The organism is Brucella pseudogrignonensis (assembly GCF_002252525.1).
GTDB lineage: Bacteria > Pseudomonadota > Alphaproteobacteria > Rhizobiales > Rhizobiaceae > Brucella > Brucella pseudogrignonensis.
In genome coordinates, this window is sequence record NZ_NNRM01000037.1 from 94,632 (window position 1) to 110,087 (window position 15,456).

Genomic DNA, 15,456 nt, shown 5'->3' on the forward strand with positions numbered 1-15,456 from the left:
TGCCCCTGTCACCTTCCGTTCACGCACGACTTTCGCTTACGAAGCCGCGACGACGCTCTCGAAAGCGTAAATGTGGTCGAACCCACCTGAAACTCTGACTTTTCTTAACTGGCGTCTTTTCGCGCGCTGATTATTGGCGATGTAGGAGCCCAGCCTGATATCCCCCATGACGGCCGCAGGGGTTTGGCCGCTCAAGCAAACAGCCCTCTTTGTCAACCGATCCTACCTCTACAAGTTTCCATGCAAAGCACGCGATGACTAAAATAAGGCGGTGATGGCGTCGGAACGAGGTCGTGTGGAAATTCGGGATGAGCGGGACGGATGACGGTTGTGCTGGGATGGACGCCCCTCCGACGGCCCCAATGATGACTGCTGGAACACGCTTCCATCGCCACTGTGCAAGCAGGCTGTTTGGCGAAGAATGGCAAAAATTGCTCGTGTCGTAATTTCTTGTGCAACACAACGCATCCGGTACTGTCACTCCCTTGGGCCCGCTGTGCGTCCGGTAGTACCTGGTTTGCAATTGAGCCTGCGCAATCGCAAGGAAATGATGGCGGAACCCGGCATTGATCTCGATCATTCAACCCTCCATTGCTGGGAGTGAGACCAACGGAATAGCGATATCGCAATGCGAAGCAGAGAGCCGACTTGAAGAGACTAACAGCAAGAAGTCTTTAAATAACGAAATGCACTATCTATCAAACAAAAGTTCCAAACCCTCGCTGCTTAATCGCGTCCAGAGTTAAGCCGCGCTCCGTTCAAATTGGATTTTTGCAACACAACCGCCAAATCTGAGGCGCCCCGAAATATCCTGCACGATGATCCAATAAACGTTTCCCATCCTCTGTTGCTTACCCGCGCACGAAAAAACGTAGCCGCTACTCTTCCTTCAATCGGAAAGCGGTGATGTAGTAATCGAACATCACTCCACTTTCTCTTGCTTCCAACTCCAAATCCTTGATGGATGAGCGCGCGTGAATTCCGCTACCCACAAGACAGGTCTTGTGCCCCGCAGTGAAGCCGCCTGCAATGTCATGTTCGATACTGTCACCGATGCAAAGCACGCGTGGATTTTTCAACTCCAGTCTTCGTGCCGCTTCCTGATAGATCATGGGATAGGGTTTGCCGATAAGCGTAACCGACCCGCCGATTGCGCCATATTCCTGCGCTATTCGTCCAGCGCCTGGCTTTGGTCCATGAGCCGTGAGCATGACGATATCCGGGTTGGTACACCAACATGGAATGTTGCGGTCCGCCGCCGATCTTAACAAATGCGAATATTCGTCGAGTGATATCCTATCCGCATTGCTGGCAGCCAGCAGCAGTAAATCAGCACTCTCTGGCGCTTGAACCAATTCGACCGGAAGATTTTCAACAGCAGACAAATCGCCATCGCGTGAATGAAGCCAGATTTTTGGCTTTGGCGGCAAATGGATGCCGATAGCCGAAGCCAATTGTGCGTGCGCAACTTCGCCGGAACTTAAGACTTCCTGAAACAAGCTCCGCGCAAACCCAAGTTGAACCAGCCGGCGGGCATTGGCTTCGCCCCGCTTTCCGGAATTCGATAGAAGAAGAATCGGTTTTCCAAGATCGCTGAGCGCCGCTAATGCTTCTCGCGCACCCGGATAGGGCCTCTCACCATCCAGCAGAACCCCAAACTGATCGATGAAAAATGCATCGAACTGTGAAGCCACTTTCAACAGGTCCACTATTTCAAGCATTGTTCGCTCCAATAAGAGCCAGTCGGGCAGCACCAGATGCGGCTTCATCGGACGCGGCATTGATAACAGGCACGCCAAGACTTCTGGAGCGAATGGCTGTCCATTGCAAATTCTTGGCGCCGCCTCCCATCGAACGAACAGACCTCAAAGCTGGTGCTCCCAATTTTTCAAGTAAAGCGTAACCCTTCGCTTCGATAGTGGCTATCCCCTCAAACATTCCTTGAAGAAAAGTGGCAGCATCGTCCGGACGCGGCGTTAATCGGGGTGGCAATTCAGGATCATTGACCGGAAAGCGCTCGCCCTTGCTGGGTAAAGGATAGTAGTTGAGACCCGTTGGTTTGTCTGGATTGACCATGGCACTCAGCGCTGTCATTTCATCAGCGGTGAAGTGACTAAGCAAGGCTGCGCCGCCCGCGTTTGAGGCACCGCCTGCCAGCCAGTTTCCCAGCAGCCGGTGACTGTAAATTCCAAATTCCGGCGCATTGATGGGCTTGTTGGAAAGCAATTTCAAAGTCAGTGTCGTCCCAAGAACCGAAACCGCATCGCCCGGTTCACGCGCACCGGAAGCGATAAAGGATGCGCAGCCATCAGTGGTGCCCGCAATCACAAGGGTTCTGGGCGATAGCGCAAAGCGTTTTGCAGCATTTTGCGTGATGGTGCCAATGATCGTACCGGGTTCAACAACATCGGGGAGCGCCGGGTACAGCGCGTGCTGGGCCATCCATTCGGGCCAGCTTCGTGTGAGAGAAGAATAGCCTGTTTTAAGCGCGTTGTTGTCATCGGAAACAAAGCGTCCGGAAAACAGGAAGGTAAGCCAATCAGCTTGATGCAAGATATGCGCTGGATGTAGCGACAGGAAGGACTGCGCGCGCAGTAGCGCTGGAACGCCTGCAAGGCTTCCCGGCTCCAACAATCCTTGCAACGCGGCAGCTGCATGCAGGTCTGACGGTGGATCGTTATACATCAGCGCATCGGCCAGCGGTCTGCCTGCATTATCGACAGGCAGGACACTACCCGATGTGCCGTCGACAGCCACTGCGTGAATTTTTTTGCGCTCCACGCTTGAAAGGGCTTTATCCAACGCGACTTCCATTGCGCGATGCCATTGAACAGGGCTGCGATGATTGCCTTCAATCGTTGCTCTGCCTGATGAAATCTGCCTCGACTGATCATCGATCACCACAGCACGCGCCCCTGATGTGCCGAGATCGATTCCGAGATAAAGTTTTTCAGACATTCAAACTCTGCCGGTATTTTTCTGCATCCCAGTTCAGCAGGGAAGCAGCATCCTCAATGGTCAGATAATTGACCTCGATATGGTCTGGAAGGCGTAGCAGAACATTGCCAAGACAGCCTGCGAGTGCTTCGGCCCCCGTATTCGCGTCTGCTTTGATAAATACGCGGCCTTCCGGATCGACGATCAGAATTTCGCCCGAAGGCTTTTCGGCGCTGCCGATCTTCGGCCCGCAAAAGATGACATGATCGGGATACATGTTGCCGCCCAACGCAATTTCACGAAGGCGTTGAACTGTCATTGCCTTGGCCAGAGCGTGATCCGTCGTCAGTGGCTTATAACCATCCGGTGCGGGATCGGGAGTCTTTCCCGCACCGGAGGCCGCTACAAGCCGGAGCTTGTAGCAAACCTCTTCCAACAAGATTTCCGCTTCTGCCACACTATTTGCTGCGACCAGCAGGCCGTGATTGCCAAGAATCGCGACATTTTCCGTCCTGCGTCTTTCAAGGAGCATTCGTCCCAGCTCCGCTCCTGGCCTCCGATAAGGCACCCACGCCCATTCAATATCTGGCAGGCGTTGTTTGATGCGCTGTTCTCCATCGCGCAAAACAGCTAGCGCGATGGTCGAAACACAGTGGACATGCACAACAACCGCCGCATCGAAAATCGCATGAAGACAGGTATCGATTGAAGGTCGCAAACTTCCATCACCAAGCAGAAAAGCCGCAGGTTGGTCAGCCTCGGGTGATCCTTCTTTTAGCGAACGAGCAATGTCCTTCCATGCGGTTGGCACAAAAATATTCCGTTCAAGCGCATCACCCAGATTGGTGCCTGATGCCTTGATCCACATCACATCACCGATTTTCAACGATGTGTTGCCACCAGCCCCCTGCACCAGCAGAGGATCTTGCCCCACTTTTGCCGAAAGCCGGACAAGCGCATCGAATTCCGCCTGCAATTGAGGTGGTATGGTTGGATTGGAAGGGTTTGCTGTGTCCACCACTATTGGCTCCTATCGATCAGGCAGCGTCGGGCTTGCGGTCCTGAACGCCATAGCTTGCAAAGCCGCGTGCGGTGCGTTCGATCTCTTCATTCGAAAGGATATGCGCCCCACCAATGAGTTCCGCGTGGTAATATTGGTCAGCCAGCGCTTCGAGTTCATGGGCGAGCCATAAGGCGCGTGTCAGCGTATCGGCGCAGACAACCATGCCGTGATTGGCCATCAGGCAACCTTGGCGACCGTCGAGCGCAGTAATGATGTTGCGGGATAATTCTGCTGTGCCATAGGTCGCATAGTCGGCAAGGCGAATGGTTGGACCACCAAAGGCTGCAATCATGTAATGCACAGCCGGGATCTGTTTGCGTGCCACCGAAAGGATCGTGGCGAAGCGGGCATGGGTGTGAACCACCGCATTCATTTCGGGACGTGCGCGTAGAATATCACGGTGAAATGGCCATTCGACTGATGGTTTTCTCAGACCTCCAAAGGCGCCACTATCATCGTCGATCCGCATTTTTGCGATCATGTCCGGCGTCATCTGCTCATAGGGGATCGCCGACGGCGTAATCAACATATGATCGCCAGCGCGCAGCGAAATGTTGCCTGATGAGCCGCGATTAAGCCCCGAGCGGGACATGGCAAGGCAGCCGTCGATGATGGATTGGCGCAGTTGGTTCTCGTTCATGATATTCTCCTCAACACAGGTGCCAGGCGGGTTCACCTGCAATATATCGGCGCACTTCTTCTGCAGCCTGTTCAGCCGCGAAAGTGACGGTGCGAACCGACGCACCCGCGATATGCGGTGTCAGCGTTACATTATCAAGTTTAAGCAAAGGCCAGTCAGCGGGGACCGGTTCTACACCAAAGGTTTCAAGCATTGCCCCTCCGATGTGTCCGGATAGCAAAGCTTCTGTCAGAGCATCGTAATCGCAAAGCGGACCGCGTGCGGTATTTACGAAAGTCGCTCCGGGTTTCATCTTGGCGAATGATTTTGCATTCATCATCCCGGTGGTCTCTTCCGTTACGCGCGGGTGCATCGTGACGAGATCGGCTTCAGATAGCAGGCGATCAAAACTGACGAGTTCTACGCCGTCTGCGGCATCTGCCGGGTTGAGTTGCACATAGGGATCATGCACGAGCACCTTTGCCCCGAAAGCACGGAGCAGGCGCACCACACGGCTGCCGATCTGGCCGTATCCCACAACACCCACCGTCATTTCCGAGAGCTCACGCCCCGTCGTGTCAGCGCGATAGAGATCACCGCGCCAGATACCCTGTCGCAGAGCTTCATGGCCAACCCGAATTTTGCGCGTCTCAGCCAGAATGGCACCAAGGGTAAATTCAGCCACTGCCGACGCATTGCGTCCCGGTGCGTTGACTACCCGCAAGCCGTGGTCGCGTGCTGCCTTCATGTCAATGTTCACCGGGCCACCGCGCGTGACGGCTATCATTTTGAGCCCCGGTAGCCGGTCGAGCATTGTCCGTGACATTGGAGCGAGTTGCGTGACAAGTATTTCCGCGTCGCCAATCATGTCTACGACTTCATCGGCCGAACCCATATATTCTTTCAGGCCGTCCATGCCGGAAACGGCATAGCCATGCTCCATTGGACGATCCGGCCAATCCTGTCTGAAACCGCGTATCTCCAGAGCATCGCCACAGGCTTCGCGGAGCTTTTCTTCAAATATTTCGGGCAACATGAAATGGTCCCCGATGACCACGAGTTTGCGGCTCATGCACGCATCTCCTTTATTTACAATTGCTTCCAGATCGGTGCCAGAGCGGCGACCGAAGCGGTGTAGCTGGGGAAAATCTGGTTATATTTTTGGACGAGTCCGGCGTCGGGCCCCTCGGGGCTGGAAAGGGTAGGGCTGACCCAATCCTTGATAATTGTTCTCATATCCGGCGCAAGGCCGACGCCGACCGCGGCAATCATCGCAGCACCCGTCGCACCTGCTTCTTCACGGGTCGCCCGTCGCAGGTCAGCACCGAGACAGGCTCCAAGAATACGACGCAGTTCATCAGCGCGCGCTGCGCCGCCTGTGACGACAATTTCGCGTGGTATTTCTCCCATCGCGGAATAGCAATGGCGCGCCGAAAGGCCAAGGCCTTCGACCACAGACCGGACAATATCCGGGAAACGATGGCCGGAATTAAGACCGATCAGGCTTGCCCGCGCGCTTACATCAATGAATGGCCCGCGTTCACCCGCCTCAGAGATATAGGGGTGATAAAGGAGCTGCCCCGGCCGTGCCTGGGTGAGCCAACCATTCAGGCGGGCGATCAGCTCGGCTCTGTCGGCCTGGTGTCCAAAATCGCGTGCCATTTCACCGGCTAATGCAAAGACCCAGTCAAGATTGAGGGTGGCCGCCATATTGCTCTGAATTTGCGCGACCCAGCCGGGTATCGGCAACGGCATCACATAGCCGGAACGGGCACCGACCGGCATGAAGTCTTCTGCCGGTTTTGCGACCATATGCATTCCGGTCGAACCGATGATGGTGCAGGCATTGATATCGTCCTGAGCGAAAAGACCGCCGCCGATTGCCGTGCAGGTGACATCAACATAAGCGAGAGCGACCGGAGTACCCGCACGCAAGCCGGTCTGCCGTGCCGCAGCTTCCGTGAGCTTGTGTGTCTGCTGTGTGCCATCGATGACAGGCGGCAGAAGATATTTGAGGTCGTTGAGTTCAAGTGCGTCAATCACATCGGGGGAGTAATTTCGGGTGCGGAAATCGCCAAAAGTAAAACTTGCTTCCGATGGATCAACTACCCGTTCACCCGTCATACGGAAATAGAGCCAGTCCTTGCAGTGAAGTGAGGTTGTGGCTGTGTCAAAAACCTCGGGCATGATTTCCCGCATCAGCCCAAGTTGCGTTCCCATCTGGCAGGAATTGAGCCCGGCACCGGTGGAGACATAGCGCGCCTGATCGCACGGCTTCTGCTTGAGCTTTTCCGCACGATCAGCTGCACGGGCGTCCAGCCAAAGCCATGCCTCAGTTACCGGTTCACCGTGCTTGTCGATCAGCCAGGTACCATCACCCTGGCCGGTGACGCCGATCGCAGCGACACGATTGGCGATACCGGGAACCTTCTCGACAAGCTGCCGCAAAGCGAGAGCCGCGTCTTCCCAGGTGTCGTTCATATCCTGAACTGCCGCGCCATCAGGCCGCGTCACATACCGATTGGGGACGGCTGCGACCGCTATCTGCTGACCGGACAGATCGAACGCCACTGTTTTGATGACCGAAGTGCCTGCATCGATGCCAATGAGTATATCCTGTTGTGCCATCATGCGATCTCCTGACCATGAGTGATCGCCTGTCCGCTATTGGCATCAAATACATGCAGGTCATTGGCAGGAAAATGCACGCCTATGCTCTCGCCAACTTGAACAGCACTGCGCTCATGCTCGACGAGAACCAATGGCCTGTCACCAAGCGTTGCGCCAATATGGCTTTGATCGCCGAGCCATTGATTCACATTGACCCTTGCGGCCGCACCTTGAGCCGTGCGCTGAACAGCATAGGGCCTGATACCAACCACGACATTTCCGAGTGAAACCACCAGATCGCGTGTCTCAGCTTTGAAAGCGTCGCTCTTATAGTCAAGTTTCTGGCCGTGCCCAAGGTCAAAGCTCAAGCCACCGTCGCTGTCTGCCGAAGCTTTGGCGGGAAAGGTATTCATCGGTGGTTCGCCGACGAAAGTGCCGGTGAACAGATTGGCCGGTTTGAACTTGATTTCCTGCGGGCTTGCAAATTGTTGCAGGACGCCACCTTCCATCACGGCGATACGGTCAGCCAAAGCGTTGGCTTCCGTCTGATCGTGAGTCACCAGAATGGCGGTCAGCCCGTGCTCTTTGATGTAATGCTTGATACGGCCACGCAGCAATGTGCGCAGTTGTGGTTCAAGCTGGCCCATTGGCTCATCAAGCAGATAGAGATCGGCCTCGCGTACCAGCGCGCGTGCAAGCGACGCGCGCTGCTGCTGCCCGCCGGAAATCGTGCCGGGCATGCGATGCAGGATGTCCGTGATTTCCAGCATCCCCGCCACTTCATTGACGCGGCGGGTGACATCGCTTTCCGGAAGCTTTGCAGCCTTCAGTGCGAAGGCGATATTGTCGCGAACATTCACAGTCGGATAAAGCGAATATCCCTCGAAGGCCATCGCGACATGCCTGCGGACTGGTGGCAACTGATGCACTTCGCGTCCGGCCATGTTGATTGTGCCGCGAGAGACAGGCTCAAACCCTGCAATCATACGCAGCGTCGAGGTCTTGCCACAGCCCGATGAGCCTAACAGCGCTATGATTTCGCCGGCATTGATTTCCATGTTGAGGTTTTTGACCGCATGAAAACCTTTGCCAACCGGACCATAGAACTTGTCGACATTGGTCAGTTTGAGCATCGTCTTGGTCATTGTCCGACCTCCAGTTCAACACGGCGTCCGGTTTGAGGATCAAACAGCAGAACGGCATTTGCATCGACAGCGACATGCGCCGGACCACGATCGGGTGCGTAGGTTCCCGCCGGCCTTGAAAGCATGATTTCGCGGCCGCGCTCCGTAACGGCAAGCGAAACGGTCTTTTCATTCAAGGGCGTTTCGGCTTCGATGGTGATGGGGATTGCGCCGGGTGTATCGGAGGCGACGAACCGGATTGATTCAGGGCGCAGACCCAGAAGCAATGACTGGCCCACATGCGCTGCGAGGCTTTGAGACAGGACGAGACGACCGCCCGAGAGCCGTGTTTCGATAGCGCCTGTCGGCATTTTCTCAGGCGTTATTTCGAGAAGGTTGATAACCGGATCGCCAAACAGCCGCGCAATTTCAATGGTTGCCGGACGACAGTAGATATCCTCCGGGGTGCCGATCTGCGTTATGCCTTTGGTATCCAGAACAGCAATTCGGTCGCCCAGAGCCATAGCTTCCTTATAATCCTGCGTCACGTATATGACGGTCGCATTGCGTTCACGCAGCAGACGCGGCAGTTCAAGCCGCATTTCAAAACGCAGCTTGGCATCGACATTGCGCAACGGATCGTCGAGCAGCAGGATCGACGGGTCGCCAGCGAGCGCACGGGCGAGGGCGGTGCGCTGCTTCTGGCCGTTGGATAGCTCCTTTGGCTTGTGGCTTATGACATGATCAATCTTCAGGAGCCGTGCAAGATTGCCAACAGCCTCCCGGATCTTGTCCTTGCCGTGCCGCCGTGCGGTGAGTGGCGCAGCTATGTTTTCAGCCGCGTCCATATGCGGAAAGAGTGCAAAGTTCTGGAATGCCATTCCGAGGCCGCGATCTTCCGGCTCGACACCTGCCATGTCTTGCCCATTGAGGAAAATGCTGCCTTCGTCCGGGTCAACCACGCCGGCAATCAGGCGAAGAAGAACAGTCTTGCCCGCACCGGATGGACCAAAAAGAACCACGGTTTCGCCGGTTGCGACGTCAAAGGAAACATTATCGAGGACTTTATGGCTCTTGAAGGATTTATGGATGTTTTTCAGTGATATGGACATGTCTCACCCTTTCACCGCGCCGAGCGACAAGCCCTCGACGAGATAACGTTGGGCATAAAGTGCGATGGCGAAAGTAGGCGCAATCGAGAGCACGATGGCCGCTGCGACTTGTCCGTACTGGATGCCGGAGGCTGTCACGAAGGCAAGCGCACCCACCGTCACCGGCTGTTTGTCCGCCGATGCAAGCACCAGTGCAAAAACGAAGTTGTTCCAGGCGAAGATGAAAGCCAGCAGTGCTGCGGCTGCAATGCCGGGACCAGCAAGTGGCAGAGCGATCTTGCGGAAGGTGGCACCCCAGCTATGGCCTGCGATACGATAGGCATATTCGATATCGGCGGGCATATCCTCAAAATATCCACGCACGATCCAAAGGATCAGCGGCAGAACGATAAGCTGGTAGACCCAGATAAGGCCAACATAAGTATCGCTGAGACCGATCTGCTGAAAATAGATTGTGAGTGGCAGCAATACCAGCAGTGGCGGGGCAAAGCGGAACGACAGCAGCGTGAAAGCGATGTCTTCCGAGCCACGGAATTTCAACCGTGCAAAGGCATAGGCTGCAGGAACGCCAAGCAGAAGTCCGATTGCGACCGATGTCACTGAGAGGAAGAACGAGTTGAACAGGTTCTTCATGAAACTGATTTCCAGAATGCCTGCCGATGTTTGCAGCTTGCCGGAAATCAGTGCGGTGTAGTTTTCAAGTGTGGGCGAGAACACCACGGAGGGCGGAACGCGCAGAATGGTTTCGTTGGTCTGGAAACTCATCAGGAAAATCCAGACAATCGGAAACATGAAGAACAGCACCACAAGGGTCAGCGCAATGACACGCAGGATGCGTTCGAGAGGGTGAACATGTTGCATCGTCATATCCTCTTACGCTTCGGCATGGGATTTTTCGCGAAGGCGGAGCCATTGCTTGATGAATATGTTCGACAGCGTGTAGGTGATTGCCCAGAGGATAATCATCAGTGCTGCGGAACGCCCGACATTGGTGGACTGGAAGAAATTGAGATAGGCTTCGACCTGGAAGACGGTCAGCCGGTTGCCCGGCCCGCCCTGGGTCATGGCGTAAATAATATCGAATTGCTGGATGCTTTCGATGACACGGAAAAGCGTTGCAGTAAGTAAGAACGGTGTCAACATCGGCAGCGTAATGCGCCAGAAAACGAACAGGCGCGGCACACCATCAAGGGTTGCGGCTTCAAAAGGTTGCTGTGGTAACGAACGCAGGCCTGCCAGCAACAGGATCATGATGAAGGGTGTGTAGACCCAGATGTCAACAATCACCACGGTCAACATTGCGGTTGCGGGATCGGATGCCCAGCGGAAATTCTCAAGCCCCACTTGCGTGGCCAACCATGACATAATACCGAAACCAGGATTGGTCATCAGTTTCCACATCAGGGCGGCGAGGGCGGGTGCGGTCATCAGCGGCATTAGAAGCATGATCGAAATTGCATTGTTGATCATGGTCCGGCGCTGCAGCAAAAGCGCGATGCCAAGGCCCAGCAACAGTTCACAGATTACGGTCGAAAACGCATAGGTGGCGGAGACTTTGAGCGTGTTCCAGAAGGCCGCGTCGGTCATGAAGTTGAGGTAATTTTCGCCCCAATTCCATTTGCGGGCCCATGGCTGCGAAAGCCGGTATCGCTGAAGCGAATAGGCAACCGCTGTCAAAAAAGGCACGAGAATGCCAATGCATGTCAGCAGCGCTGGCAGGCTCAGCAGATAGGGTAGCATTCGGCGACTGACACGACGGCGGCGAAGCACGGGCGCTCTGGTCATATCGTTCATGAGGCGGTGTCCTCGGCAAAGCTCCGCCATCGAGACAAACACGTCCCGTTCCTTGTCAGGCAGGCGGAATACTGAATGGGAATGATGAGGGCAGCGGTATTGACCGTCGCCCCTCGTTGCATCATTTTCAGCCGAGACCGGCTTCTTTCAGCTGGCGGTTCACGCTTTCAGCCAGCTGGTCGAGACCTTCATCGACAGGCACTTCCTTTGCCACCATCTTTTGCAGCATCGCAGCCCATTCGGTGGTCAGGTCGAAGAACAACGGCTGTGCCGTGAACTTGATCGATGCACCGTTCGCCGAGGCGTCGAACATTTCGACATAACCCGGATATTTCGCAGCGATCTTGTCGCGATAGGTCTGGTCCGCCCAGACCGATTTGCGGACAGGGTTTGTCAGATCCATTTCGCGTGCGCCGAACAGATCGTGTTCAGGGCCGGTCGCCCATTGCAGGAAGAACCATGTTGCGTCCTTCTGCTTGGAGAAGCTCGACATGCAGAGCGACCAGATCCAGACATTTGGCGTTGGGCCTGAGGCTTCCGGGTTCGGCTTGAAGGCTGCATAGGCAAGATTGCCCATTTCGGCATTGCCCGGACCGTTCATGAAATAGCCAAGGCAGTCTGCATCATAAATGAGGGCCGATTTCCCGGCACCCAGATCCGTGCCGACCTGATACCAGGTATGCGTCGACCAGTCAGGGGCACCGGCTTCCTGGATCATCTGCACCCACTTCTTGTGGTAATCCTTGGAAACATCGGTGTTCATGGCCGCCGACAACATGCCGTCATCGGCAACTGTGAGGTCTTTCTGGCCGAAATTGGCATAGCCGGAGAGGAAGCCGGCATGGATTGTCGCCCAGCTGCGCGACCCGCGAACGCCCACGCCATATCCACCGGAAAGCACGCCCTTGGCCTTCTTACCGGTTTCAATCAGCTCGTCGAGCGTGGTCGGAACGGTCAGCTTGTTGGCGTCGAAAATGCGCTTGTTGTAGGTGAGGTTATTCATTTCATAAGCCATCGGGATACACCATTGTTTGGCGTCTTCCGATCCGAGCTGTCCGCCCGGCTTTCCATTCCATGCGCAACTGTCAACGACAGGCTTGAGGAAATCGTCCCAGTTGTAATTGGGATTGGTCTGGCTTGCATCGGTGATATAGGGTTTGAGATCTTCGATCCAGCCAGCAGGGCCATAGGTCCATGTCATGTAAGCGCCTGACATGAAGGCATCATACTCGGTTGAGCCTGATGAAAGGGCTGCGGTCACCTTGTCGAAATAGACATCTTCCGGGAAGACATCATATTTGACTTCCATACCGGTCAGTTCCTTGAACGCCTTGAGATTGGCGATCATCGCGTCGGTATAGGGGTGCTTGTTCAGCAAAAGCTTGACGGTCTTGCCTTCGTGCTTTTTCCAATCGAAATCAGCGGCGAGGGCGCGTGTGGCGCTCAGGTTCAGCAGAACCGACGCGGATGAAACACTCATCCCTAAAATGCCGAGCCCCTTCATAAGGCTGCGACGGCTCATCTGTCCGCGCTGAAACGCTGCGATCAGGTCTTTCTCTTTATCGTACAATTTCGTTCCTCCCAGAAAGCCCCCTCCTCAAGGGGCGTATGACAAAAGATTCCTTGCAGTTACTTCGTCAACGATCAGGCCTGAAAGCAGACCGGATTTTAAAACGGCGCGGATCGCGCCGACCTTATCCCGCCCCCCTGCAATTGCGATCAGGCGGCTCTTCCTCAGCACGTCAAGGTCGAGCGTGATCGAACGCGCAGTGAGCGGCGTTTCCACATGCTTGCCTTCTGTGTCGAAGAAGTATCCCAGAACCTCGGCCCTTGCTCCCATGGCCTTGATACTGGAGATTTCTTCGCGGTCGATCATGTCGGCCGCGACGAGTTGAGCATCGGCTTCCACATTGCCGATACCGACGATTTTTACTTCGGATTCTGCTGAAAGCTCAAACACACCAGCGACGCCGCGCTGTGAAAGCAGAACTTCACGATCCTCTGGCGTGTTGGCGGCGAAGGGCACAGGCAGCATGTAAGCCGGTGCCGATGTTTTCTCAGCGAGCTTGTGAATGACATCATGCGGATTGGCTGCATAATTGCGCGCAAGTCCGCCAATGAGCGAAACGAACCGAATTCCAGTCGCTTCAATACGTCGGAGATGGGATGCGGCGGCAGCCAGCGTACGGCCATGGCCGATACCAAGGAGCTGATATTGTTGCGATGCGATCAGTCGATAGAGAAAATCGGCTCCGCGAATGCCGAGCGCCTTTAATGGCATAGCTTCTTCATTAAGATCAGGCGCGACCTCGCAGACTTCAAGTCCGTATTCGTCCTTGAGGCTGTTCTCGAGGCGAATACATTCGCCGATCTCGCCCTCAATGGAAATGTTCACTGCGCCAGCCTGAACGGCGCGGGCGATAAGGCGGTGGGTTTTGACGCGGGGCAGATTGAGCCGATCAGCGACTTCAGACTGGGTCATGCCGCCCGCATAGTGCAACCATGCCGCCCGGATCGCCAGATCGTCCTCACTGTCAAACACCGCCGCCAAAGTCGCCTCGTGTAATAAAGTTCACCATCTGAACAATTGTTAATCCTCTGCATGCCGTGTGTCAACGGGCAGTCGACCCAAGAATTGTCGGCGAAGCGATATCGGCGCCGTTCAAACGTGCACCCGAGCCAGACGGATTGGCGCCGATTCAATCTGATGTTGGCTAGTGCGGGCCAATGACGGGTTTCCTTGAGGTTTTAAAAGAAGCCGCACTCGATACCGGGTTTCTTAATGCGTTCGAAACCTCGGTCTCCCACGAGGCATTTTGCCCTGGGCCAAGTTGCAGCAACGATTGCTCCTTTGTCTCTACAGTCGATACGCGGGAGAGTTGCGGCAAGCATGTGCGCGTGTTTCCGATGCCAAGCCTGCAATTTGCAATGCTAGGGTCTTCCGGGAGAATATTGGAACAGCCAGTGCCTCGGATTCCACGAAACTCGGCGCATGGGATTGCAATCTAATGAGCGATGGCATGCTTGTTTTAGCGTCGAGATGGCATGATTTACGGGCATGCCTGAAACGCCAATGCTCACGTCGAGTAACTTACAATTTTCATACAAACAGCATTCTCGCATTTGTACCCGCGTCGGTCGAGAACTGTCGCGCGACCAAGGTATCCTCGGTGACAATAGAAGCGAGTTCAGATGTCTGCCCGAACTTGTGGGCAGCGGCGGTTCCGAATTTATTCTGGGTCACCAGGGCGACAACCTCGGCAGATGCAGTCATCATCGCCTACTTGATAGTTGCTTCATCATAGCCAGCGGTTGTCAGTCCCAGTTCGGGTTGGATGCCGTGTACGCCGAGGAAACAGAGGTCCGCTTTGATGAGTGCAATCTCGGCCAGGACATGTGCGCCCAAAGTCATCTGGCTTCTTTTATCGAAACCGCCTCCGAGAAGGATGACTTCGATATGAGGGTGCTCGGATGTTTCAGTCGCTATCCGTGGGCTATTGGTGACAATTGTCACCGCAAGGTCTCTCGGCAGCTGTCGGGCAAGTTCGAGATTCGTGGTACCACCGTCCATAATCACGAGATGGCCGGATGAGATTAGCTGCGTTCCGCGGCGGGCAAGCCTCACTTTCTCTTCATTGGAAACTCGGTATCTTTTGACAAAGGGAAGCCCTGCTGGCGACACGGGTAGGGCACCGCCATGCACACGTTGGACGAGGCCGGCTCCAACCATTTCGCGGATGTCTTGAAGCCGCCTTTGAAGATGGTGAAACCAAAGATATTGCCGTGGCACTTGGTGATATTGCTCGTTCTCTTGGTATGACCAATGTTGCCAAAGAAGCAGGCATCACCTGCGAAGCTCTTTACAAAGCACTGAGCGAAAAAGGCGACCCCAAACTATCTACTCTCCTCGGTGTAATGAAGGCCCTTGGTATCCATCTTACTGTAGGTTCAAACAAACCAGCGGCATGATTCCAACACCTCTGGCTAAACAGCAGTTCAGGGAAGCCAATCACGCAGTGAGAAGTTAGTCATTGGCGCAACGCCAAGGTCCCGTCATGACGCGGTAGCTCTTGCTAACATCGCCGACATGGAAACTATATAGCAATATCCATTAGTTCGTTCCATAATACAGATTATGTGATCACATTATTGTAGCCGGGTGGGTTCTAGTTTGAAGTGCGACTTGCAAATGATAAC

14 protein-coding genes and 1 pseudogene are annotated in these 15,456 nt (G+C 54.9%); 1 reads left to right on the plus strand and 14 read right to left on the minus strand.

The features are described 5' to 3' along the window. Positions 1–878: 878 nt before the first annotated feature. The 14 genes from CEV34_RS15925 to CEV34_RS15985 all read right to left on the minus strand — a co-directional run bounded on the left by CEV34_RS15925 (position 879) and on the right by CEV34_RS15985 (position 14,884). Positions 879–1,721, minus strand: coding sequence for a TIGR01459 family HAD-type hydrolase (locus CEV34_RS15925; protein ID WP_179253551.1), 843 nt, complete (start codon positions 1,719–1,721; stop codon positions 879–881). Then, positions 1,714–2,958, minus strand: coding sequence for an FGGY-family carbohydrate kinase (locus CEV34_RS15930; RefSeq protein ID WP_007880252.1), 1,245 nt, complete (start codon positions 2,956–2,958; stop codon positions 1,714–1,716). The genes CEV34_RS15925 and CEV34_RS15930 overlap by 8 nt, the downstream gene beginning before the upstream one ends. Beyond that, the gene (locus CEV34_RS15935; RefSeq protein WP_235819084.1) at positions 2,951–3,958 is read right to left on the minus strand and encodes a class II aldolase/adducin family protein; all 1,008 of its coding nucleotides are present in this window, start codon (positions 3,956–3,958) and stop codon (positions 2,951–2,953) included. Before CEV34_RS15935 ends, CEV34_RS15930 begins: the two co-directional genes overlap by 8 nt. 16 nt (positions 3,959–3,974) lie before the next feature. Next, the gene (locus tag CEV34_RS15940) at positions 3,975–4,640 is read right to left on the minus strand and encodes a class II aldolase/adducin family protein (RefSeq protein ID WP_094543978.1); all 666 of its coding nucleotides are present in this window, start codon (positions 4,638–4,640) and stop codon (positions 3,975–3,977) included. A 10-nt stretch (positions 4,641–4,650) separates the two neighbouring features. Continuing rightward, positions 4,651–5,691 (minus strand): 2-hydroxyacid dehydrogenase, encoded by a 1,041-nt coding sequence (locus tag CEV34_RS15945; RefSeq protein ID WP_064323182.1) that lies wholly within the window; start codon positions 5,689–5,691, stop codon positions 4,651–4,653. 17 nt (positions 5,692–5,708) lie between these two features. Further along, on the minus strand, positions 5,709–7,250 hold the full coding sequence (locus CEV34_RS15950) for an FGGY-family carbohydrate kinase (RefSeq protein WP_313029123.1): 1,542 nt from the start codon (positions 7,248–7,250) through the stop codon (positions 5,709–5,711). Further along, positions 7,247–8,374 carry an ABC transporter ATP-binding protein gene (locus tag CEV34_RS15955; protein ID WP_007880239.1) on the minus strand — a complete coding sequence of 376 codons (1,128 nt, stop codon included), beginning with the start codon at positions 8,372–8,374 and terminating at the stop codon, positions 7,247–7,249. Before CEV34_RS15955 ends, CEV34_RS15950 begins: the two co-directional genes overlap by 4 nt. Continuing rightward, a complete protein-coding gene (locus tag CEV34_RS15960) occupies positions 8,371–9,465 on the minus strand; it encodes an ABC transporter ATP-binding protein (protein ID WP_094543979.1) in 1,095 nt (364 codons plus the stop codon). Before CEV34_RS15960 ends, CEV34_RS15955 begins: the two co-directional genes overlap by 4 nt. Positions 9,466–9,468: 3 nt before the next feature. Next, positions 9,469–10,326, minus strand: a complete 858-nt coding sequence (locus CEV34_RS15965; protein WP_079210875.1) for a carbohydrate ABC transporter permease — start codon at positions 10,324–10,326, stop codon at positions 9,469–9,471. 12 nt (positions 10,327–10,338) lie between these two features. Next, a complete protein-coding gene (locus CEV34_RS15970; RefSeq protein ID WP_094543980.1) occupies positions 10,339–11,259 on the minus strand; it encodes a carbohydrate ABC transporter permease in 921 nt (306 codons plus the stop codon). A gap of 127 nt (positions 11,260–11,386) precedes the next feature. Further along, the gene (locus CEV34_RS15975; RefSeq protein WP_064323177.1) at positions 11,387–12,829 is read right to left on the minus strand and encodes an extracellular solute-binding protein; all 1,443 of its coding nucleotides are present in this window, start codon (positions 12,827–12,829) and stop codon (positions 11,387–11,389) included. Positions 12,830–12,856: 27 nt separating this feature from the next. Beyond that, a complete protein-coding gene (locus CEV34_RS15980; protein WP_153223376.1) occupies positions 12,857–13,741 on the minus strand; it encodes a sugar-binding transcriptional regulator in 885 nt (294 codons plus the stop codon). A 618-nt stretch (positions 13,742–14,359) separates the two neighbouring features. Continuing rightward, positions 14,360–14,536, minus strand: coding sequence for a hypothetical protein (locus CEV34_RS27080; RefSeq protein WP_179253553.1), 177 nt, complete (start codon positions 14,534–14,536; stop codon positions 14,360–14,362). Positions 14,537–14,539: 3 nt separating this feature from the next. Further along, positions 14,540–14,884, minus strand: coding sequence for a DeoR/GlpR family DNA-binding transcription regulator (locus tag CEV34_RS15985; protein WP_179253555.1), 345 nt, complete (start codon positions 14,882–14,884; stop codon positions 14,540–14,542). 116 nt (positions 14,885–15,000) lie between these two features. Here CEV34_RS15985 and CEV34_RS15990 point away from each other — a divergent pair. Beyond that, positions 15,001–15,228 (plus strand): annotated as a pseudogene (locus CEV34_RS15990) (addiction module antidote protein); the annotation flags it as partial. Between the last annotated feature and the right edge of the window lie 228 nt (positions 15,229–15,456).